Here is a 19,522-nt window from a genome sequence, read left to right as displayed (position 1 = left end):
GTTCGTCAAAACTCAAATGCGAAAAGGTACGGCTCAAACCATGGCTCCCGAAAAGCAGGCAGCTTAGCGCCTTTGTTGCAGTTCGAGATAGAATGTACCGCGGCTACACACATATGTCAGATAAGATAGATTATGGAACTATCGGCAATATGGAAGCTGCTGCGTTTAGCCTCGCAATGCCCTTGCCTTGCTTCGCCTTTTCCAACCGCTTCGGATACCTCAGCTCGGCTTTACGCTAATAATCTTTGCTCCGATCTTGTCCGCCAAGATCTTCGGATCGCAGGCGAAGATACTATCCGGCCGTCCCGCAGCACACCAGACCCGCTCGTAGCTCAATAGGCTTTCGTCGATGAAAACCGGCAAATTGACGCGATGGCCAATCGGGCCGACGCCGCCGATGGCGAAGCCGGTTTCGTCGCGGACCCGATCGATGTCGGCGCGCTTCAAGAGCAGTCCGTAAGTTGTTGCGATATATGCCGTATCGGCATTGTGGGCGCCGGAAACGAGCAGCAAGGTCAGGCTGTGTGTCTCCGGATTGACAAAGACCAGCGATTTGACGATCTGGCCGACGGCGCAGCCAGCGGCATTGGCGGCTTCCTCAGCCGTGCGGGTCGATTGCTCCATGCGCTTGATGGCGATGTCTAGGCCGAGATCGCGAGCGGCCTGTTCGACGCGCTCCAGGCTTGAAAGCTTCTTGCTGTCCTCGCTCATAGATCATCATCCTCCACATCGAGTTCGATCCGCATCTGATCGTAGGCGGGTTCGACATTGTCGGGCGTTTCTGCAAGCACGGTCGCATAATCGAGCGGAGTGTGCATATGCGTCAAGATCGCGTTCCGTGGCTGCAGCCGCTCGATCCAGGCGAGTGATTGTTCCAGCGAGAGATGGCTTGGATGCGGCCGGTATTGCAAGGCGTCGATGATCAGGACATCGAGGTTTTGAACTCGCTCGACAGATTCTGCCGGGAAGTCGCTGATATCGCTGCAATAAGCGAGCGCGCCTATGCGAAAGCCGAGAGAGTGGATGTCACCATGTTGCTGCTTGTGTGGCCAAAAGCTGATCGGACCGCCCGGCCCTTCGACCACGAAACTTTTATCCAGGTTTTCGATGATGATCGGCCGGACAATCGGCGGATAGTTGCTGCCCGGCGGCGTTTCCAGACAATAGCCGAAGCCCTCGCGGATGCGATCCATGGTTGGCTGGTCGGCATAGATCGGAATGCGCTCATGCGAATTGTGGAAGAAACCGCGCAGATCGTCGATGCCGTGAATATGGTCGGCATGCGCGTGCGTGTAGAGCACGGCGTCGATCGAGCCAACGCCGGCGGTAATCATCTGCTCGCGAAAATCCGGGCCGGTGTCGACGACAACTGTAGTAATGCCGCCATCCGGCGCGATCTGCTCGATCAGGAACGCCGAGCGCGTACGCCGGTTTTTCGGGTTCTTGGGATCGCAGGCACCCCAATCGCCGGTAATGCGCGGCACGCCCGGCGACGACGAGCAGCCCAAGATGGTGAAGCGCCGCCGGTGGGTCACGCCGTCAGACCCTTGTCATCCGGGAGAAGCAGCGGAACGCATTCTCGGTGGTGATCGCAGCGATCTCGTCCGTGCTGACGCCGATTGTATCCGCCAGCACCTCGGCGGTATTTACGACGTAGGACGGCTCGTTGCGCTTGCCGCGCCACCGCTTCGGCGCGAGATATGGCGCATCGGTCTCGACCAGCAGCCGGTCATGCGGGACAGTCTTGGCGATCTCGCGCAGCTCTTCGGATTTCGGGAAGGTCAGGATGCCAGAGAAGGAGACATAGCCGCCGAGCTCGACGCCGGTGCGGGCGAGGGCTGGGCCTGAGGAGAAGCAATGCAGGATGAAGGGAAAGGCCCCCTTCCCCGTTTCCTCGGTCAGGATCGCGGCCATATCCTCGTCAGCACTGCGGCTGTGGATGACCAGCGGCAGCTGCGTCTGGCGCGCGGCCGCAATGTGGCGCAGGAAGCCGGTCTTCTGATCTTCCGGCTTCACGGTATCGTAGAAATAATCCAGCCCCGCCTCACCGATCGCGACGATCTTCTCGTGCTGCTTGGCGAGCCGCACCAGATCTTCGGTCTGAATATCCAATTCCTCGTCGGCATTGTTCGGATGCGTGCCGACCGAACAGAAGACGGATGGATATTGCTCGGTGATCGCCAGCAGCCCGTCGAGCTTGCGCACGCGGGTCGAGATGGTGACCATCTGCTTGACGCCGACCTCGTGGGCGCGCGCAACGATCGCGTCCCGTTCTTCCGCGAAGTCGGCAAAATCCAGGTGGCAATGCGTGTCAATCAACATGGCAGCGAAGCCTCTTATTCGACTACCGGCGCCACATAGCGCGGGAAGACCGGCTTGGGCGCTTCCAAGGGCGTTCCGGGAACAAGCCGTCCGGCCTCGCCGAGTGCCGCGAAATCGCGCTTATCGGCGGGAATGGCGATCAGATCCAGCAGTTTGGCCGAAGAACCCGGCATGAAGGGTTGCAGGAGAATGCCGATCTGACGGACGACATCGGCGGTCACGTAGAGCACGGTTGCCATACGCGCCGGATCGGTTTTCTTCAGAGCCCAGGGCTCCTGGCTGGCGAAATAGCGGTCGCTTTCGGAGACGACGGCGATGATCGAAGCGAGCGCGCGGTGGATGAGCTGCTTGCCCATGTCCTCGCGCGTGGACGCAAGCAGAGCATCGGCTTGCGCCAAAAGCGCGTTATCCTCGTCGGTCAGCTCTCCGCGTTCCGGTATTTTGCCGTCGCAATTCTTGACGATCATCGATAGCGAACGGCTGGCGAGGTTACCGATGCCATTGGCAAGATCGGAGTTGATGCGCGTGCCGATCGCCTCTTCGCTATAGCTGCCGTCCTGGCCGAAGGAGACTTCGCGCAGGAAGAAATAGCGCACCTGATCGAGGCCGAAATGGTTCACCAGATTGACAGGATCGACGACATTGCCGAGCGATTTCGACATCTTCTCGCCCTTGTTGAGCAGGAAGCCATGGGCGTAGACGCGCTTCGGCAGCGGTAGCTTGGCCGACATCAGGAAGGCCGGCCAGTAGACGGCGTGGAAGCGGATAATGTCCTTGCCGATGATGTGCACGTCGGCCGGCCAGTATTTCGCCCGCGGATTGTTCCGGTCTTCGATGTAGCCGGTCGCGGTGATGTAGTTCGTCAGCGCATCGACCCAGACATACATGACATGCGCCGGATCGTTCGGCACCTTGATGCCCCAGTCGAACGTCGTACGCGAGATCGACAGATCCTTGAGGCCGGATTTGACGAAAGAGATCACCTCGTTGCGGCGCTCGGCGGGACCGATGAAATCGGGGTTCTCCTCATAGTGCTTCAGCAATCGGTCCTGGTATTGCGAGAGCTTGAAGAAATAGCTTTCTTCCTGCACCCATTCGACCGGCGTGCCCTGAGGCCCGTATCGGACGCCATCGGCGCGAAGCTCCGTTTCATTTTCCTGGTAGTAGGCCTCGTCGCGCACCGAATACCAGCCGGCGTAAGAATCCTTGTAGATGTCGCCGGCGTCAGCCATCAGGTTCCAGATGTTCTGCGAGGTCTCATGGTGACGGGCCTGCGTCGTACGGATGAAATCGTCGTTGGAGGCGTTGAGCAGCTTGCCCATGGCCTGGAACTCATCGGAATTGCGGTCGGCGAGCTGCTGTGCCGTCAGGCCTTCGGCGCGCGCCGTCTGCTGCATCTTCTGGCCATGTTCGTCCGTACCCGTCAGGAAGAAGACGTCGAGCCCGTCCAACCGCTGGAAACGCGCCATGGCGTCGGTGGCAATCAGCTCATAGGCATGGCCGATATGCGGCTTGCCGTTGGGATAGGCGATCGCGGTGGTGATGTAGAACGGGGTCTTATCGGTCATATCAGGCAATGGTCCGCTTTACGGTTTTCGTCATTGTTATTCTTGCACCAGCTCGCTTTAGCGCATGTTTGCTGGGAGCGAAACACCAATTCGCGCTCGCAGCATTGCGCGCTCCGTAGACGTCCTCGCTTGACTCGGTCCAACCTCAGCTTTACCCCTTCAGGAAACCAAAGCGCAGGACAGGGGCCGCCGTGAATACGATTTCCAATTTTCATAACCTGTCCAACGGCTTGAAGGGGCCGTGGCTTTGAGTTTTCCGGCTTCGTTCCAACCCCTATATTCCCTTTCCGGTTTCTTCGTCGGCATGCTGGTGGGTATTACCGGTGTCGGCGGCGGTTCGTTGATGACGCCCCTACTGGTCTTGCTGTTCGGCGTTCATCCGGCCACTGCCGTCGGCACCGATCTCCTCTATGCGGCGATCACCAAGACGGCCGGCACTGCGGTGCACGGCATGCACGGACGGGTAAACTGGAAAGTGGTGGGCCTGCTTGCCTCGGGCAGCGTACCGTCCGCCCTCCTCATGTTGTGGATCATGGCCGGCGTCAATCGTGAGAGCCCGGCCGTCGCCCAAGCGATCACTCTGACTCTCGGCTGCCTTCTATTTCTAACGTCGCTGATGTTGATTTTTCGCGGCCAGATTTTGGAAGCTATTCGGAAATGGCGAGGCGAGCGCGGGACGCTGAAGCCCCGCACCATCTCACTACTGACATTCCTCCTCGGCCTAACGCTCGGTACGCTCGTCACCCTAACGTCCGTCGGCGCCGGCGCACTTGGCGTCACCGTGCTGCTCGTGCTTTATCCGCGTCTCGATGTGCGGGAGATCGTCGGTTCGGATATCGTGCATGCGGTGCCGCTGACATTGATCGGCGGCATGGGCTACTGGTTTATCGGCGAGATCAACTGGGCGATGCTGTTTGCACTGCTGCTCGGCTCGATTCCCGGCATCGTCGCGGGCAGCCTTCTTGCGCCGCGCCTGCACGAGCGGTTGATCCGGATCATCTTGGCTGTCACGCTGATGATCGTTGCCTGGAAATTGCTCTTTCCTTAAACGGAAAGCTGCTGCTTCAGATCGCCGAGAATAGTGATGATCGTCTGCTTGCGGTCGAGATTGTAGGCCTGAGATATGCTGAGCCGCTCGGTGACATCACCGTAGAGGCGGGCGAGCCTTTCGGCCATGCTAAGGTGCCCCTCCAGCGCAGCCGCCCTCGCCCGGGCCATGATGTCGTCGCCGATATGGGACACGAAGAAGCCGAAGATCGTATCGCTTTCTTTGGCCGACAGCGCGTCGGCAAGCCGATGCATTGCCCGGCGCGCGGCAGGCCCTTGCGCTGTGATGACTTGCTCATAGGCCGCGACGATTTCGCCGCCGCCATAGTTCAGCAGTTTCAGTGCCTCACTGACGCTGCCCTTGGCCGACGCCAGCAACTCCGCGCCCTTCCCCGGTGTGAGGGCGATACCGAGATGTCCAAGCGCTTTCTCCAAAGCATCGTTGCTCAGCGGCGCCAATTTCAGCGGCAGACAGCGCGATCGAATGGTTGGCAGCAGCTTGCCCGGCGCGTGCGATAGCACAAGGAACAGCGCCCGCTTCGGCGGCTCCTCGAGGATCTTCAATATTGCGTTGGCGGCGCTGCGATTGAGATCGTCGGCAGGATCGATGATGACGATGCGCCAGTTGCCGGTGCCGGAGGTCTGCGAAAAGAACTTGCCGGCGCGACGCACCTCGTCGACGGTGATCGCCGATTTGACCTTGCCGGTCTTGTCGTCGACGGGACGGGCAAGATGCAGCAGGTTGTGCGAGGCGCCGCCGGAAATTTGCCGGCTGATGGCGGAAGCAGGGTCCGGATCGCCGATCGTCACAGGCGCAGAAGCCGGATCTGGATTGGACAGAACATGATTGGCGAAGCGGAAGGCAAGCGTCGCCTTGCCGATACCTTCCGGCCCCTCGATTAGGACGGCATGGTGGCCTTTGCCGGAACGATAGGATTGGGCCAGGAAGGCTTCCGCGTCTTCATGGCCGAAGAGTTTGATATTGTCCTGGGGCGGAATCGCGCCATCCAGAACGCCGGGCCGCTCGTCGCTCATTGCGCCACTTCCGGGCTGGAGGCCGGCATATCGTCCGCCAATGTCAGTCGCTCTTCGACGATGCCAGCAATCTCATCGGCAATGGCGTCTTCCGAACGCTGCGCGTCGACGACGTGGCAACGGCCGGGGTCGCGGGCGGCGATGTCGAGAAACGCTTCCCGACGCTTCTCATGGGTCTGCATCTCTTCTTTCTCGAAACGATCCGGCGCCGCTGCGGCCGAAGAGCGTCTGCGTGCGCGCTCAAGGCCGATCTCGGCGGGGATATCGAGGATCAGCGTGCAATCCGGCACGACGCCATTGACGGCGACACGTTGCAGAGCCTCGATGAAATCGGGTTCGAGATTGCCGGTCACGCCCTGATAGACACGCGAAGAATCCATGAAGCGGTCACAAAGTACGACGGTGCCGCGCGCAAGAGCCGGGCGAATGACCTCTTCGACATGATCGTTGCGCGCCGCGGCAAACAGGATCGCTTCCATCCGCGTGCCGAACATCTCGGCCGCGCCGGAGAGCAGCACGTGCCGCACGGCCTCTGCCCCTGGCGAGCCGCCCGGTTCGCGCGTCACCAGGACGTCATGGCCAAGCCCGCGCAACCGTTCCGCCAGGCGGCGAATCTGGGTCGATTTGCCGGCCCCTTCCCCGCCCTCGAAGCTCACGAACAATCCGGTTGCATCAGCCAATGATCATGTCCTGCCCTTGTTTTACGCATTTGTGCCGTAGCGTGACGTGTGCCTTGTTTAACCCAAGATGTGCGCTGGCGAAACCACGCAAGTATCCGCGCCTTACATTCTATATAGGCCGTAAACAGGGATTTCACGAGGCAGGAAAACAATCAAGTCGACGTCGGCGTGTCCCAGAGCCAGGAGAACAGCAAGGATTCCGTCAACTCCAGAAAGGCATCAAAAGCGCGGCTGCCAAGCGTACCCTGGGCGACCCCCTCCTTGGTATAGAGAGGCAATTCGCGCAGCAATCGCGCGCCTGAAAAGACGCGAAGCGTTCCCGCTTCGTAGCCGGCTGCGACGGGCGCCGTCAGCGGCCAGCGATAGACGATGCGTGCCGACAGCCGATCGGGATTGTTGAGTGGCACATAGACATCGACCGGTATCTTGGCGAGCACGCCGACCGTGGATTTCGCCCCGCCATAGACGCTGACATCGCCGATCACTTCGCCATCGGCAAAGATGCGCTGGCTCTTGAAGTTGCTGAGGCCCCATTCCAGCACACGGCGGGTTTCCTCGGTGCGTTCCTTGTCCGATTTCAAGCCGCTTAGCGCCAGGAACAGCCGCCGGCCGTCGCGCTGGATGGAGGCGACGATCGAATAGCCCTCACCTTCGGCAAAGCCCGTACCGAGGCCGTCGACGCCGATGTTCAACAGGAGCAGCGGATTGCGGTTGCGCTGGAAGATCTTGTTCCAGGTGAAATCCGCCTGGCCGAAATATTTGTAGAGATCGGCGTGCTTTTCCTGCAGGTCGGCTGCCAGCGTTACCAACTCGCGCACGGAAATCTTGCTGCCGCCGTTGGGATCGTCAGGGTCCGGGAGGCCGGTGGAGTTGGTGAAAACCGCTCTGGGCATGCCGATCTCGCGCGCATGCGCCGTCATCCGCCGGGCGAATTCGTTTTCATTGACGGACATGCCTTCGGCCAGGATCATGCAGCCGTCATTGGCCTGCTGCACGGCAACGCCCTGTAACAAGTCGCCGACGCGGACGCGCGATTTCAGCGCCGCGAACATGGTCGACGTGCGCGACGGTGCTCCGCCTTTGCGCCAGGCATTTTCGGAAACAGGGTATTCGGTGTCGAGCGAAATCTCGCCTCGCTCCACGGCGTCGAAGACGACGTCCAGGGTCATCAGCTTGGCGAGAGACGCCGGCGAAATCGGTTGGTTCTCATCCTTGGAAAGCAGGATCGTGCCGGTGGAGGCTTCAATCATGAAGGCCTGTGCGGCCTTGGTGTCGAAAGCGGGAGGGGGTGCCTGTTGCGCCGCGGCCGGCAGGCATTCAACCCCGATAAGGAAGGAAAACGCGAGAAAAAGGCCTCTTAACATGCCGGCTCCGCAATCCCAACGACCCTCATAATCACTTTAGTCAGAGGTGAAGATTCAGGCAATGACGCGGTTCAATCGACCAGCGCCTGACTCTGATGCTGACGGTGATAGGCCGACAGGATCGACTCCTGCGTCAGGCCGTCATTGCGCACCATGACCGCATCGAAAGCCAGATTGACATAGACCGTCTTAACCGGCGCCTCCTGATAGGCGGCGACGGTAGAGGCCAGCGATGGCGCATCGAGGCTCGCCATGCCGGGTGCGAAATCAGGACGCTCATAGGGAATGGGGCCAATGGCAGGCAACACGACCAGTGCCGGTTCAACGGGGTCGACCGATGGCATGGCACCGCCGTTCCAGGTCATTGGCGGCGGATTGTTGCGCTTAGTGCCATTATAGGACGCCGTCGGGGTCGAACCGGCAAAGGCGGTGGCCGAATAAGGCGACGGCTTCGGGATCGGCGCGAACGCCGGCGCGGCATTTAGGGTATTGAAGCTGCGCTGCTGGCGGCTCGGCCGGCCGACATTATCCGGTTCAGGCAGTTGATCGGCGGTAATGCCGCCATTCGAAGCGACCATCACGCCGGTTGCGATCTGGCCGCCAGGATTGATGCTCGGAAGCCGCGAGCCCTTCGGAATGTAGGAGGCCATCAGATAGGGGTCGTCGTGACCATCCATGCGGGCGCGGCCGACATACTGCACGCGCACCTCGCCGGTGCCGCTGTTTTGAAGATCGAGCATTCGCGCCGTCTTATTGGACAGGTCGATGATGCGTCCGGGATGGTAAGGTCCGCGGTCGTTGACGCGCACTATGATGGAGGAACCGTTTTCGACATTGGTGACGCGCGCATAGCTCGGCAGCGGAAAGGTCGGATGCGCGGCAGTGAGCGCCTGCTGGTCATAGACCTCGCCATTTGCGGTCAGGCGCCCGTGAAAGGCCGAACCGTACCAGGAGGCGATGCCGACCTTGTTATAGGAGTAATCTTCCTTGGGATAATACCACTTGCCCTTGACCTCATAGGGATTGCCGACCATGAATCGGCCGCCGCCCTTCGGGATCGGTCCGTTGAAAGCAACCCGCGGGCTCGCCTTAACGCCGTATTCCTTTTCGGAGAAATATTCCTTGCCGTGCTGACGCTTCGTTGCAACCTGTTGCGAGGTTCCGCAGGCGGTAACAGTGGCGCACATCAAAGAGAGAGCAAACCAACGCATACCCGTTGCGTATGTCACCGCACGATTATCAGATTTCATCTGTCCCACGCCGTTAATCAAATTACTATGGCAGAGGCATGCACCGGCATATCCCTCACCCGGTACTCTGCTACGCTTTAATCACCTAACGGTACTTTAATCATGATTGCATGTTGTCGAATTTGCGATTGGATTTGAGCTGAAACGGATATTTCCGAAGATTATGGTTAATGAATGTTTAAAATCGGGCTGCTTTCGCAATCGAGTTTTTACTCGTTGCGTTGCCGTGCCGACAGGCAAGCGCCCGCCATGAGTGGGGGATGGCGACGATGTAGATAAAGGACTCAGATATTGGCGGACCGCTGGGAATTCCCTGTCCGCTCATCGTCGATGATGATACCGTCGCCGTAGTTGCAGCCGCCTTAAGAAAATCGATGATTGATATCCCTCCCACTCTGCCGAGTGCGGGCGCAGGCTCCATCCCGCAAGGTCGACGAGGTTATCTCGACACTACGGACGTCCAAAAGCTCGATCATTCGGTTCAGCTCAGGAAACGCTATGGTCGAGACAGCAAGCAAAGCAGCTGGAGATTGGCTCCGATCGGAACGTTTACCTGCTCGGTGGCACGAATTTCGTGCGCCTACTTCGATACCAGTGAGTCGGCCTTTTCTAGGGTTTATCCGCCTTGTCCTGTTGCCACAGATCGGTAAGCGAGAGTCCTTTTCTTCCCCAGTTGTCGGTGTCTATCTCATCGATCACGACGAAAACATACTCGGGATTGCGCCCCAACTCCTCAACAAGAACCTCGGTCATCCTTCGAATGACAGCGCGCTTTTGATCAACGCTAGCGATGCCTTTCGCGATCTCAACCTTGACGTATGGCAATGGTTAGCCTCCATGCTTTTCGAACTTTTTACCGCATGGAAGGCCCTCCTTGCAATGACCGCCTGTGCCGCGAGTAACCGAGGGGACACTTTTCGGCTTTGTACCGATATCGTCGAAAACTCGATGGAGTAGCCGCTGATCCGGTGACTTCCCGCCTATGCCGGTATCCCGGCAAGTGACGGGCCTTTAACCTGTGTGGAGATTCGCAACGTCCTTCGCCGGCATTCTGCCGGTCGGCAAAATTTGTTGATCCCATCGGCATGAGGTATTGTCGGCAGTGGCTGCCTGAAATCCAGTATGCGGCAGAAACTATGCGAAACCGTGAGGCGACTTGCCATGAATTCGCGCAGGACATTCAAACCGGTGAAAATTACCATCGCCGGCAAGACGAAAACGCTCAGGACAGTCCTTCAGGCTGGAAACGCGTTGCTGGATGACTGGCCCGCTCAAACTCCAGCGGCTAAGAAGGCTGAACGCCTTGTTCTCGATGTCATGAACGAAGTCGCCGAGCCCGAAGATGTACGACGTGCACTCATAGCCGCAGCTAAGGAAAGCGGCATCGAAACTAGCGAATGAAATCATGCTGCCACGGGCAAGCCGTTGATCCTCGCGAGGATGTCCGACTCTCGCGTGCCGCTTACACTTGGGCGGGATGATGATTCCGGTACCTGATATCAATGCCACCAACCGTGGAGAGCCGTGGCAACTATGCGCCCTGTGTGGACATTGGTTCATGCCATTGGCCATCCTTAGGGAGCAGCCGACATGAGCAGGAAGACAACGAATATCACCAGATGGATATGTCCTTGAAGCACCGTAGTGCGCCCCGTACCGAGCGTTAAGGTTCCGACGAACAAGGTCAGCGCAAGCAGCGTCATATTGCCTGTCGAGATGCCAAGGGCAAGATGGTGGCCGAGGAGCAGCGAGACGACCGCCACTGCCGGAATAGTGAGCCCGATGCAGGCGATGGCAGAGCCAAGCGCCAGGTTGATGCTGTTCTGCAATTGATTCTTGAGCGCCGATTTCGCGGCCGCGATTCCTTCGGGCAACAGAACAACGGCGGCGACCACGACACCAACGAAGGCATAGGGCAATCCAGCGGCCGCGACAGCTTGCTCCAGTGTCGGCGAGAGAAGTTTCGCCAGCAACACGACGGCGATGAGCGAAACGAGTAACAACGCTAGGCTCACCATCGCAACGCCATCTGTCGGCTTCTCGAACTCGATCTCGGCGACATCGGACGATGGATCGTCGGCCAGTGGCAGATCGAGAAAATAGTCGCGATGCTTAACAGTTTGAACAAAAATGAAGGCGGTCCACAGGCAAAACGATGCGGCACCGATGACGATGAGCTGTGTGTTCGAGTACGAGGGACCTGCGACCAAGGTGTAATTTGGCAAGATCAGCGTAAGTACTGCCAGAGTGCCCAGCACTGCCAACGCCGACGAGGCTCCCTTCAATTGAAACGTCTGCTCGAAATGCCGCCGTCCGCCCAAGACCAGACAGAGGCCGACAATTCCGTTGAGCACGATCATCAATGCCGCGAACACGGTATCGCGCGCGACCACGTCACCACCCTCGACATCCGAGAGCATGATCGACACGATCAGAGCCACCTCAATGATGGTGACCGCGACCGCAAGCAAGATTGAGCCGAATGGCTCGCCGAGTTTGACCGCCAACAGTTCGGCATGATGGACGGCCGCAAAAACCGTTCCAAAGAGCAGCACTGCGGCGAGCGCGACTAACGCCACAGCGTCAGGCTGAACGACGCCGACGAGCTTCACTACCAGTAGGCCAGCACCGAACACGGGTATCGCCCAACTCCAGGGAGGGTTAGAAACGTGATGCTGATTGGCCACGGGCGGTTCTCCGGTTCGAGTGGACTTTGGAAACGGCAGAATTCGATCGTCGGATTGTTTTGTCCAAGCCTTTGGAGATAGCCGTGACCGTAGCGACTGCTACCCTGTTCTCAAGTCTCAACGTGGTTCCTCCTCAACGTAGTTTTTTACCCGTTGCCCTCGTGTCGGTCTCAAGGACGGTCGCGGCCAGAGCAGCACCGCAGCCTGGCGACTGCCAAGTGAAAGAATATATATGCGCTGCGCGTTGAACATGTTTTTCAACACGCGGGATAGGATGTACACCAGTTCCTGCAAGTGAAGGTATTCAGTTTTTGAAAGGTCGTGAGAGAGGTCCTCGCGATGTTCACAAGGGCATACGAGGCAATACCCCTGTAGCGTTGGATATTTGCTCAGGAAGATGATCGTTTCAGCATCTTCGTAGACACGATGATGAAAGAAGGCTGGGGCATTGGCGACACAACGGCAGATGAAGCAGGGCCTTGTCCCAATTCCATCCAAGCAAGCATCGAGGTCGAATGGCTGGCGTTCTGTCACCGTTGCCCTCCCCTTATTAGACGCGACAAGCATCCGCTCCCGGTTCAACTGAACGCTGAACTCAGAAGAGGCGATCGACAAATTGCTCGCTTTCCCACGCTCTGAGAAAGTTCGCTTCCCCCGCAATCCAACCGACAGCGCCACTTCTTCATTCTTTTGCCCGGCTTGCGTACTCGCCCATCAGCCAAAAGTGGCGGACGATGACAAACCGAACGGCGGCCTCGAAGTCCTCGGGGGTTATCGGACGGGCCGCGCCCTATCCATCGATGAATGCGTCCCAAATGGCAGTTAACTTTCGATCCCCGTGCGTTCCAGGAGTTCGCAGATATGAACGCAGATGGCGGAAGAGGTGGGATTCGAACCCACGGTACGGTTTCCCGCACGCCGGTTTTCAAGACCGGTTCCTTAAACCACTCGGACACTCTTCCATGTCATTGATATTAAAGCGGTTTCTTCTTCAACATCATAAACCGAAAATGCAGTTTTCTACGCGGTTTGCAACTATTTCGGTTTTCGACTTGCGCTTATAGCGGCTTGCAACGCGGCGTCAACCTGTTCTGCGGTATCGGCCTGCATTCCCGGCATCACGTGAGAATACAGATCAAGGGTGATCCCGATCGTAGAATGCCCCAAACGCTCGCTGGCAACCTTCGGATGGACGCCTGCGGCAAGCATTTGCGATGCATGTGTGTGCCGGAGATCATGGAAGCGGATACGCGGCAATGACGTCTTGGCGAGGAGTCTCGTCCACTCATGGGTGAGAGATACCGGCTTCAGCGGGCGCCCGTCGACCTGGGCGACGACGAAGGAATCATCGTCGGGCCTGAATGCCGATTTTCAGTTGCTCCTCCGCCTGTCGCGCCCGATGCGCCTTCAGCTCTTTCAGCATCATCGACGACAATGCCACCGTGCGACCTGCCGGCCTTCGGTTCTTTGTATCGGACCTTGTCCTTCGTCTGCTCTGCACTCTCTCTGATCGACAGCATACGCCTATTGTCGCCTAATACGGCGTCTCGCTGAGGCCGACTTTTTAGGCTTCCCAAAATGGCGTGAATCTGAATCTCTGGTGCAAACCGGAGGTCTGCGATGCGATCAGGGATTTCGTTACGTGAGGATTTTGATGGAGAGGGTCTGCGGCGGCTGGCGCGGCAGACGAAGAACGCAGCCCAGGCGCGGCGGTTGTTGGCGCTTGCATCGATCTATGATGGAGCCTCGCGTCCCGATGCCTCCCGGCTTGGCAATGTCACACTCCAGATCGTTCGGGACTGGGTCATGCGCTTCAACGCGCGGTCCCGAAGGCCTGATCAATGGTAAGCCTCCCGGTCAGCAGTCTCGGTTGAACGATCAGCACCGTGCGGCCCTGGCCCAGGCCATGGAGCGCGGGCCTACACCCTATCTCGACGGCGTTGTTCGCTGGCGTCTGTGCGTTCTGGCGCAATGGCTTTGGGAAGAGTTTCGCGTGTCGGCATCCTCCTCGTTGTTCATAATACAATTCGCGCCAGAGGTTGGAAGAAGGGGAGCTCCACTACGCAGCCTCGCAATTAGCCTCGTGATGCTTGTCGGCTCTTTCGTCCTGCTCTACTACTTCAGCACGCACGCCTAAGTGTGTGGCGCCCGACCAGCGGTTACGCCGATCGGGCTCCGAAAGTTGCCGTACGTACGAAAATAATTACCGTACATACAATTACTTTATTGCGGGTCGCAGGCAGTTATCGTACATACAATATATGAAGATCATCTGGGACGAAACGAAGCGCGAAACGAACCTGACCAAGCACCGTCTGGACTTCGCTGATCTGTCCCTCGAGTTCTTCCGTGATGCCAAGATTGGCCCGGCAAAGGCCGACCGTTTCGTAGCCGTTGGCGAATTGGACGGCCAGATGGTTATCGCTGTCGTCTTCAAGCCGCTCGGTTCGGAAGCGATCTCCGTAATTTCCATGCGTCCAGCAAGCTCCAAGGAAAGGAGAGCATGATGGCTATCAAGTTTTCCTCAAAGCGCCCACTCACCGATGAGGAGGAGGCCGAAATTCAGAAGATGATTGCATCCGATCCAGATAACCCGGAACTCACCGATGAGCAGATCGCCAGTTTGAAGCCGCTCCGGGAGGTTCTCCCCGATCTGGCTGCAAGCATCGATAAAGAGATTGCCAGGCGTGGGCGGCCGAAGGCGGATGTCACCAAAACGCCTGTCACCATTCGCCTGGATCAGGATATCGTCGATCGATACAAGGCCACCGGAAAAGGATGGCAGAGCCGAATGAATGATGATCTCCGGAAGGCAATCGGCGGGTAACTCAAAACCGGGTTGCCCGTACGGCAAGTGCGCAAGATTTGCCTCGACCTTCATCCTGCGGATGTCGGCTACCGTTACCTTCTGGCCGTCGACGAGGAGTTCTTCGACGGCGTTACGAATTTGTTGGGGGGGTGAGGGCTTGGCTAGTTCGTATAGAGCTTTCGCGCCCAAATCGGGAACCGTTCCCGATTTGCCATAAGCCTCGTCGGGTGGAATTGCCAGATGGCTATGCTCTCGGCTCGCCGCCGGGCGCATAGTGAGATCTCTGCTTGAACGGGAAGACGCTGCCGCACTGGCAGCGGATCATATATTTCGCCGGATCGTTCGATTTGCGCTCGTCGAAAAAGCCCGCCGGCATTTCGTCCACGAGAAAGCCAGGGTTCTGACGGCGAGGATTGTCATCCTCCGAGACCTCGGCAAAACCGCTATTGCCACAACGAGAGCATTCGAGCTTTCTTGAATATCGATCCCGCGCAGCCATTTTCTTCCAATCCGAGTCTCACATGGTCCCTTCCCTATCAGAGAACATTTCATTTCTGAACCCGCATAAAGGAGTGATAGGAAATCAAGAGGGTGAAATCCCAGGCCACCACGTCAACCAAACGGCATCGAATTTTAAAAAGGACACAGCCCTCGCCTATGACGCCTAACGACCAGCCCTTATCCATCGGCTCGCCACCCCTTACCGGCCCTGCCCTCGCCGCATTCTTCTCCCGTGATGCAGTTGTCGTTGCGTCCGATCTTATCGGCTCACGCCTCACAATTGCGGGCGCCGGCGGTCGCATCGTCGAGACGGAGGCCTATCGGCCTGACGATGAGGCATCCCATAGCTTTCGCGGACCGACAGCGCGCAACGCGGCAATGTTCGGACCGGCGGGGCGTGTCTACATCTACCGGTCCTATGGCATTCACTGGTGCCTGAATTTCGTCTGCAAGGCCGCCAGCGCCGTGCTCATCCGGGCGTTGGAGCCGGAGAGCGGCATCGAGGACATGATCCGGCGGCGAGGCGTTGCCAACTTCATCGATCTTTGCAACGGACCGGGAAAGCTGACGCAGGCCTTGGGCGTGGATATTAGCCTGAACGGGCTGGCGCTGGACGCGGCCCCCTTCGAGATTGGCATGGCCGAGCCGGTGCCCGTGGTCGCGGGCAAGCGGATCGGGATAACGAAGAACGTCGAGCCGCTATGGCGTTTCGGCGCGGTCGGCTCGCGCTTCGTCAGCCGCAGGTTTCCCTAGAGCGTTACGCAATTCCAGACGGAAAACCGCGGTGCAAATTTCCAGCAATTGCTCTAAAAAAAGACCGCCGGGGTGGTGCCCGGCGGTCATGCTACCGCGTAGTGAAACTGGAAAGGCTACGCGGTTACTCCATCGCGATGCTGTGGTCGACCGCCGGTGGGGCCTTCGGTTTGCGCAGCAGCACAAGCAGCGGCATCGCGCAGATCGACATCAGCATCAATAATTTGAAATCGTCCATGTAGGCGATAATGGTCGCCTGCGTGGTGATCATGCCGTCGAGCGCGGCGCGACCTGCCATCGTGAGCGGGCTGACGGCCTGGGCGACCGTCGCATCGAAAGCGTGGTTGAACGGCGTCACATAGGCGGCAATCGTGGAGTGGTTGACCTGAGTGTTTTCGGTGATCAGCGCCGAGACGACGGAGATCCCGACGCTCGAGCCGATGTTACGCGAAAGATTGTAGAGGCCAGTTCCCTCACCGCGCATATGTGCCGGCAGCGTCGCAAAGGCGATCGTCGTCAGCGGCACGAACAGGAAGCCGAGGCCTGCTCCCTGGACGAAACCGACCGAAATCAGCGTCCATTGCGAGACGTCGGGCGTCCAGCCGGTCATCTCGTACATTGCCCAGGCGGTCAAGGCGAGGCCGATGAATAGCAGCCAGCGCGTATCAATTTTGCCGATCAGCCGCCCGACAGTGAACATGCACACCATCGTGCCGACACCGCGCGGACCCATGACGATGCCGGCGGTAACGACCGGGTAGCCCATCAAAGTCTGCAGGTAGGGCGTCATCAGCGCAAGCGAAGCCAGGTAGGTGACGCCGACGATGAAGATGAACAGCATGCTGACGGTGAAATTCTGGTCCAGAAACAGTCTCGGGTTCACGAAGGATCGTTCCGCCGTAAATGTGTGCACCAGGAAGAGATAGAAGGCGCAGGCACAAACCAGGGCCTCGATGATGATCTCTCCGGAGTGGAACCAGTCCAGCTGTTCGCCGCGGTCGAGGAAGAGCTGCAGGGCGGCAATGGCGATCGACAGCATGCCGAACCCGAAGAGATCGAGCTTGGCGAGCGCGTCGCGCTTGGTTTCCATCACGTAGACAACGATGCCGGCAAAGGCGAGCGCGCCGATCGGAACGTTGATGTAGAACACCCATCGCCAGGTCATATTATCCGTCAGCCAGCCGCCGATGACCGGCCCGAGCACGGGACCGACCATGACCGAGACGCCGAACAGCGCCATGGCCTTGCCGCGCTCCTCGACATTGTAGATGTCAAGAAGAATGCCTTGCGACAGCGGCACGAGAGCTGCTCCGAACAGGCCTTGCAGCAGGCGGAAACCGACGATCTGGTTCAACGACTGTGCAAGACCACAGAGCACGGAGGCGACGACGAAGCCTGCGATCGCGACCAGCAGTACGCGCTTACGGCCGAACTTGGCCGCGAGGAAACCCGACGGCGGCGTCATGATCGCAGCGGCGACGATATAGGATGTCAGAACCCAGTTGATCTGGTCGGCACTGGCCGCGACGTCGCCCTGGATATGGGGTAGAGCGACGTTGGCGATGGTCGTGTCCAGCGCCTGCATGATGACGGCCAAGATGACGCAGGCGGTGATAGCGCCGCGATTGGCGATCGGGCCGGAGGGTGAAGCTGCGCCAGCGTTACTCATTGTCCTGACCGTGGGATTTGCCCAGAAGACTTGCGACCGCATCCGGCAGACCGCGGGCGTGACCGGTATCGACATCGGCGACGACGCTCATGCCCATGCGCAGCGGCGGCTTACCATTCATGTCGTCGATGCTGATCTTCATCGGAATGCGCTGCACGACCTTCACCCAGTTGCCCGTGGTGTTCTGTGCCGGCAGCAGCGAGAAGCTGGCGCCTGAGGCCGGTGCTATGCTCGAGACGGTTCCCTTCCAGGTAACTCCCGGATAGGCGTCGACGGAGATCGAAACCTTCTGGCCAGGGCGGACATAGGTCAGCTCGGTTTCTTTCGGGCTGGCATTGATCCACATATTGGTGGTGGAAACCAGCGAGAAGCCCTGTTGCGAGGCGTTCAGATAGGCACCGACCTGCAGCGAAGGCACGTTTGCGGTGATGCCGTCGAACGGCGCGCGCACAATTGTATCGTCAAGCTCGCGCTGAGCGTTGTCGACGGCTGCCTTGGCCTGCAAATAAAGCGGATTCTGCTCTACCGGCTGGTCGGCATCGCCGCCAAGCTGGGCGAGTGTCGTTGCTGCCTGCGCCTGGGCGACGGAGACCTTCTGCTGAGCAGCATCGAGATTGTGCTTGGCCTGATCATAGGCAGCCTTAGAGGCGACCGAGCTGTTGATCAGGTTTTGCTGACGGTCGAATTCGGTCTGGAAATAGGGAATATCTGCCTGCGCCTGCGCGATTTCGGCGACCGCCTGCTTGTAGCTTGCCTGCAGGTTCAGGATCTGGTTGCGGGCGGCGCCAAGCTGTGCCTTCGTGCCTTCCAGCGTAATGCGGAATGAGTCTGGCTTCAGGCGGAAGAGCACCTGCCCTTTCTTCACCACCTCGTTGTCATGCACGTCGACCGAAATCACCGTGCCGGAAACATCGGTCGAAACACCGACCATATCGGCCTGGATATAGGCATTGTCCGTGGACATGATCTGACCGCCGGTGACGTAGGAGTAGCCACCTATGACGAGGACGACCGGCAGCAGCGCGAAGAGGACCGGCCGGGTCGGACTGCGGCGCTTGCGCGGTTTCTGGGGTGTGGCAACAGGAGCGGCTGCAGCCGGCGCCGGCGCAGGATTGGAAGACGGTGCCTCTGCGACAGCGCCCTGGCTCTGTTCGATTGCGGTCTGTTCGTTGGCGGAATTTGCGTTTGCGGGTACGCGAAGCGAATTGGATGCGTCAGCCATGGTTTGTCTCTTTGTCGGCCACCGTCGCGCGGCAGGCCTGGACCAGGTTCGTTTTCATAAGGGTAAGCACTTGATAAAGGCGATCGTGATCTTCGGAGGAGACCCCGTTTAGTGCCTCCTTGCGGGTTTGTTCACCGATGCTGCGCATGGTGTCGAGCAAAGGCCGAGCTTCCTCGCGCATATAAAGTAGCCAGCTTCGCCGATCGCTTGGATGCTGACGACGCTCGACCAGGCCGCGTTCGGCCAGCTTGTCGAGGATTCGCACCAGCGTGATCGGCTCGATTTCCAATATTTCGGCAAGGCCCGCCTGATGGATCCCCTCATTGTTCGAGAGGTAGGCGAGCGTTTGCCACTGCGAACGCGTCAATCCCATATCCTTAGCGCGCTGCTCGAACCGCTTGCGAAGAAGCCGGGCAACGTCATGCAGGAGAAAGCCGAGAGTTGGTGTCGCGTTCATGATATGAGAAGCCTGCTATTCATAAGCAACCTTATAATGGCGTCACATATAGTAAGGGGGCACGTGATACAAGGGGCTAAAGGACGATCTTGTGCGGATCGTCGAAAATGTCGCAGGGGTGTCGCAAAGATGTCGCAGTGGCGTGGTGGATGCCCGTT

Annotated in this window: 24 protein-coding genes, 1 tRNA gene and 1 pseudogene; 8 read left to right on the top strand and 18 right to left on the bottom strand. The window is 58.8% G+C overall.

Going from position 1 to position 19,522, the window contains the following annotated elements:
* Nucleotides 1-239: hypothetical protein (locus PY650_RS17280; protein ID WP_285880640.1), on the top strand; the 239-nt coding region annotated here is incomplete at its 5' end.
* Here the strand turns inward: PY650_RS17280 and PY650_RS17275 are convergent.
* From PY650_RS17275 to metG, 4 genes are read right to left on the bottom strand one after another with little or no spacing between them, the layout of a single operon-like run.
* Nucleotides 220-711, bottom strand: a complete 492-nt coding sequence (locus PY650_RS17275; RefSeq protein ID WP_285880639.1) for a YbaK/EbsC family protein — start codon at nt 709-711, stop codon at nt 220-222. The genes PY650_RS17280 and PY650_RS17275 overlap by 20 nt on opposite strands.
* The gene (locus PY650_RS17270) at nt 708-1,535 is read right to left on the bottom strand and encodes an MBL fold metallo-hydrolase (RefSeq protein WP_285880638.1); all 828 of its coding nucleotides are present in this window, start codon (nt 1,533-1,535) and stop codon (nt 708-710) included. Before PY650_RS17270 ends, PY650_RS17275 begins: the two co-directional genes overlap by 4 nt.
* Nucleotides 1,536-1,539: 4 nt before the next feature.
* A complete protein-coding gene (locus tag PY650_RS17265; protein ID WP_285880637.1) occupies nt 1,540-2,322 on the bottom strand; it encodes a TatD family hydrolase in 783 nt (260 codons plus the stop codon).
* A gap of 14 nt (nt 2,323-2,336) precedes the next feature.
* Nucleotides 2,337-3,890: a methionine--tRNA ligase gene (gene metG, locus PY650_RS17260; protein WP_285880636.1), complete on the bottom strand. Its 1,554-nt coding sequence runs from the start codon at nt 3,888-3,890 to the stop codon at nt 2,337-2,339.
* Between the two features lie 247 nt (nt 3,891-4,137).
* On the opposite strand from metG, the gene PY650_RS17255 reads away from it, so the two are divergent.
* Nucleotides 4,138-4,938, top strand: coding sequence for a sulfite exporter TauE/SafE family protein (locus tag PY650_RS17255; protein WP_285880650.1), 801 nt, complete (start codon nt 4,138-4,140; stop codon nt 4,936-4,938).
* Here the strand turns inward: PY650_RS17255 and PY650_RS17250 are convergent.
* The 5 genes from PY650_RS17250 to PY650_RS17230 form a co-directional block, all read right to left on the bottom strand.
* Nucleotides 4,935-5,972, bottom strand: coding sequence for a DNA polymerase III subunit delta' (locus PY650_RS17250; RefSeq protein ID WP_285880635.1), 1,038 nt, complete (start codon nt 5,970-5,972; stop codon nt 4,935-4,937). The two genes, PY650_RS17255 and PY650_RS17250, sit on opposite strands and share 4 nt — an antisense overlap.
* Complete coding sequence (gene tmk / locus PY650_RS17245) at nt 5,969-6,652, bottom strand: dTMP kinase (protein WP_285880634.1); 684 nt, start codon at nt 6,650-6,652, stop codon at nt 5,969-5,971. Before tmk ends, PY650_RS17250 begins: the two co-directional genes overlap by 4 nt.
* A 152-nt stretch (nt 6,653-6,804) precedes the next feature.
* Complete coding sequence (locus PY650_RS17240; RefSeq protein WP_285880633.1) at nt 6,805-8,016, bottom strand: D-alanyl-D-alanine carboxypeptidase family protein; 1,212 nt, start codon at nt 8,014-8,016, stop codon at nt 6,805-6,807.
* A gap of 71 nt (nt 8,017-8,087) precedes the next feature.
* Nucleotides 8,088-9,266, bottom strand: a complete 1,179-nt coding sequence (locus PY650_RS17235) for a septal ring lytic transglycosylase RlpA family protein (RefSeq protein ID WP_285880631.1) — start codon at nt 9,264-9,266, stop codon at nt 8,088-8,090.
* 609 nt (nt 9,267-9,875) lie between these two features.
* Nucleotides 9,876-10,091 carry a tautomerase family protein gene (locus PY650_RS17230; protein WP_285880630.1) on the bottom strand — a complete coding sequence of 72 codons (216 nt, stop codon included), beginning with the start codon at nt 10,089-10,091 and terminating at the stop codon, nt 9,876-9,878.
* A 336-nt stretch (nt 10,092-10,427) separates the two neighbouring features.
* Here PY650_RS17230 and PY650_RS17225 point away from each other — a divergent pair, with 336 nt between their 5' ends.
* On the top strand, nt 10,428-10,667 hold the full coding sequence (locus PY650_RS17225; protein ID WP_285880629.1) for a DUF982 domain-containing protein: 240 nt from the start codon (nt 10,428-10,430) through the stop codon (nt 10,665-10,667).
* Between the two features lie 173 nt (nt 10,668-10,840).
* On the opposite strand, the gene PY650_RS17220 is transcribed toward PY650_RS17225, so the two are convergent.
* From PY650_RS17220 to PY650_RS17200, 5 genes and pseudogenes are all read right to left on the bottom strand, one after another.
* Nucleotides 10,841-11,953: a calcium:cation antiporter gene (locus PY650_RS17220; protein ID WP_285880628.1), complete on the bottom strand. Its 1,113-nt coding sequence runs from the start codon at nt 11,951-11,953 to the stop codon at nt 10,841-10,843.
* A 117-nt stretch (nt 11,954-12,070) separates the two neighbouring features.
* Complete coding sequence (locus PY650_RS17215; protein ID WP_285880627.1) at nt 12,071-12,487, bottom strand: HIT family protein; 417 nt, start codon at nt 12,485-12,487, stop codon at nt 12,071-12,073.
* A 61-nt stretch (nt 12,488-12,548) separates the two neighbouring features.
* Nucleotides 12,549-12,785: pseudogene (locus tag PY650_RS17210) on the bottom strand (kinase); the annotation flags it as partial.
* Between the two features lie 40 nt (nt 12,786-12,825).
* Nucleotides 12,826-12,915: transfer RNA gene (locus tag PY650_RS17205), tRNA-Ser, on the bottom strand.
* Nucleotides 12,916-12,988: 73 nt separating this feature from the next.
* Nucleotides 12,989-13,264, bottom strand: coding sequence for a tyrosine-type recombinase/integrase (locus tag PY650_RS17200; RefSeq protein ID WP_285880649.1), 276 nt, complete (start codon nt 13,262-13,264; stop codon nt 12,989-12,991).
* Nucleotides 13,265-13,573: 309 nt separating this feature from the next.
* Here PY650_RS17200 and PY650_RS17195 point away from each other — a divergent pair, with 309 nt between their 5' ends.
* From PY650_RS17195 to PY650_RS17180, 4 genes are all read left to right on the top strand, one after another.
* The gene (locus PY650_RS17195) at nt 13,574-13,801 is read left to right on the top strand and encodes a hypothetical protein (protein WP_285880625.1); all 228 of its coding nucleotides are present in this window, start codon (nt 13,574-13,576) and stop codon (nt 13,799-13,801) included.
* Between the two features lie 22 nt (nt 13,802-13,823).
* On the top strand, nt 13,824-14,090 hold the full coding sequence (locus PY650_RS17190) for a hypothetical protein (protein WP_285880624.1): 267 nt from the start codon (nt 13,824-13,826) through the stop codon (nt 14,088-14,090).
* A gap of 124 nt (nt 14,091-14,214) precedes the next feature.
* Complete coding sequence (locus PY650_RS17185; RefSeq protein WP_285880623.1) at nt 14,215-14,460, top strand: BrnT family toxin; 246 nt, start codon at nt 14,215-14,217, stop codon at nt 14,458-14,460.
* Nucleotides 14,460-14,780 carry a BrnA antitoxin family protein gene (locus tag PY650_RS17180; RefSeq protein WP_285880648.1) on the top strand — a complete coding sequence of 107 codons (321 nt, stop codon included), beginning with the start codon at nt 14,460-14,462 and terminating at the stop codon, nt 14,778-14,780. Before PY650_RS17185 ends, PY650_RS17180 begins: the two co-directional genes overlap by 1 nt.
* 226 nt (nt 14,781-15,006) lie before the next feature.
* Here PY650_RS17180 and PY650_RS17175 read toward each other — a convergent pair whose 3' ends face one another.
* On the bottom strand, nt 15,007-15,261 hold the full coding sequence (locus PY650_RS17175) for a hypothetical protein (protein ID WP_285880622.1): 255 nt from the start codon (nt 15,259-15,261) through the stop codon (nt 15,007-15,009).
* Between the two features lie 158 nt (nt 15,262-15,419).
* Here PY650_RS17175 and PY650_RS17170 point away from each other — a divergent pair, with 158 nt between their 5' ends.
* Entirely contained in the window at nt 15,420-16,016 is a 597-nt protein-coding gene (locus PY650_RS17170) for a DNA-3-methyladenine glycosylase (protein WP_285880621.1), read from the top strand.
* 124 nt (nt 16,017-16,140) lie between these two features.
* Here the strand turns inward: PY650_RS17170 and PY650_RS17165 are convergent, their stop codons facing one another.
* The 3 genes from PY650_RS17165 to PY650_RS17155 are packed head-to-tail and all read right to left on the bottom strand — an operon-like array spanning nt 16,141 to nt 19,364.
* Nucleotides 16,141-17,685 (bottom strand): DHA2 family efflux MFS transporter permease subunit, encoded by a 1,545-nt coding sequence (locus tag PY650_RS17165; protein WP_285880620.1) that lies wholly within the window; start codon nt 17,683-17,685, stop codon nt 16,141-16,143.
* Nucleotides 17,678-18,907 carry an HlyD family secretion protein gene (locus tag PY650_RS17160; protein WP_285880618.1) on the bottom strand — a complete coding sequence of 410 codons (1,230 nt, stop codon included), beginning with the start codon at nt 18,905-18,907 and terminating at the stop codon, nt 17,678-17,680. Before PY650_RS17160 ends, PY650_RS17165 begins: the two co-directional genes overlap by 8 nt.
* On the bottom strand, nt 18,900-19,364 hold the full coding sequence (locus PY650_RS17155; protein ID WP_285880617.1) for a MarR family winged helix-turn-helix transcriptional regulator: 465 nt from the start codon (nt 19,362-19,364) through the stop codon (nt 18,900-18,902). The genes PY650_RS17160 and PY650_RS17155 overlap by 8 nt, the downstream gene beginning before the upstream one ends.
* Nucleotides 19,365-19,522 lie beyond the last annotated feature (158 nt).

It is taken from the genome of Martinezella calliandrae (genome assembly GCF_030272695.1).
Lineage (GTDB): Bacteria > Pseudomonadota > Alphaproteobacteria > Rhizobiales > Rhizobiaceae > Rhizobium > Rhizobium calliandrae.
Note: the sequence above shows the minus strand (reverse complement) of the source record. Positions and strands in the feature narration are given on the sequence as shown.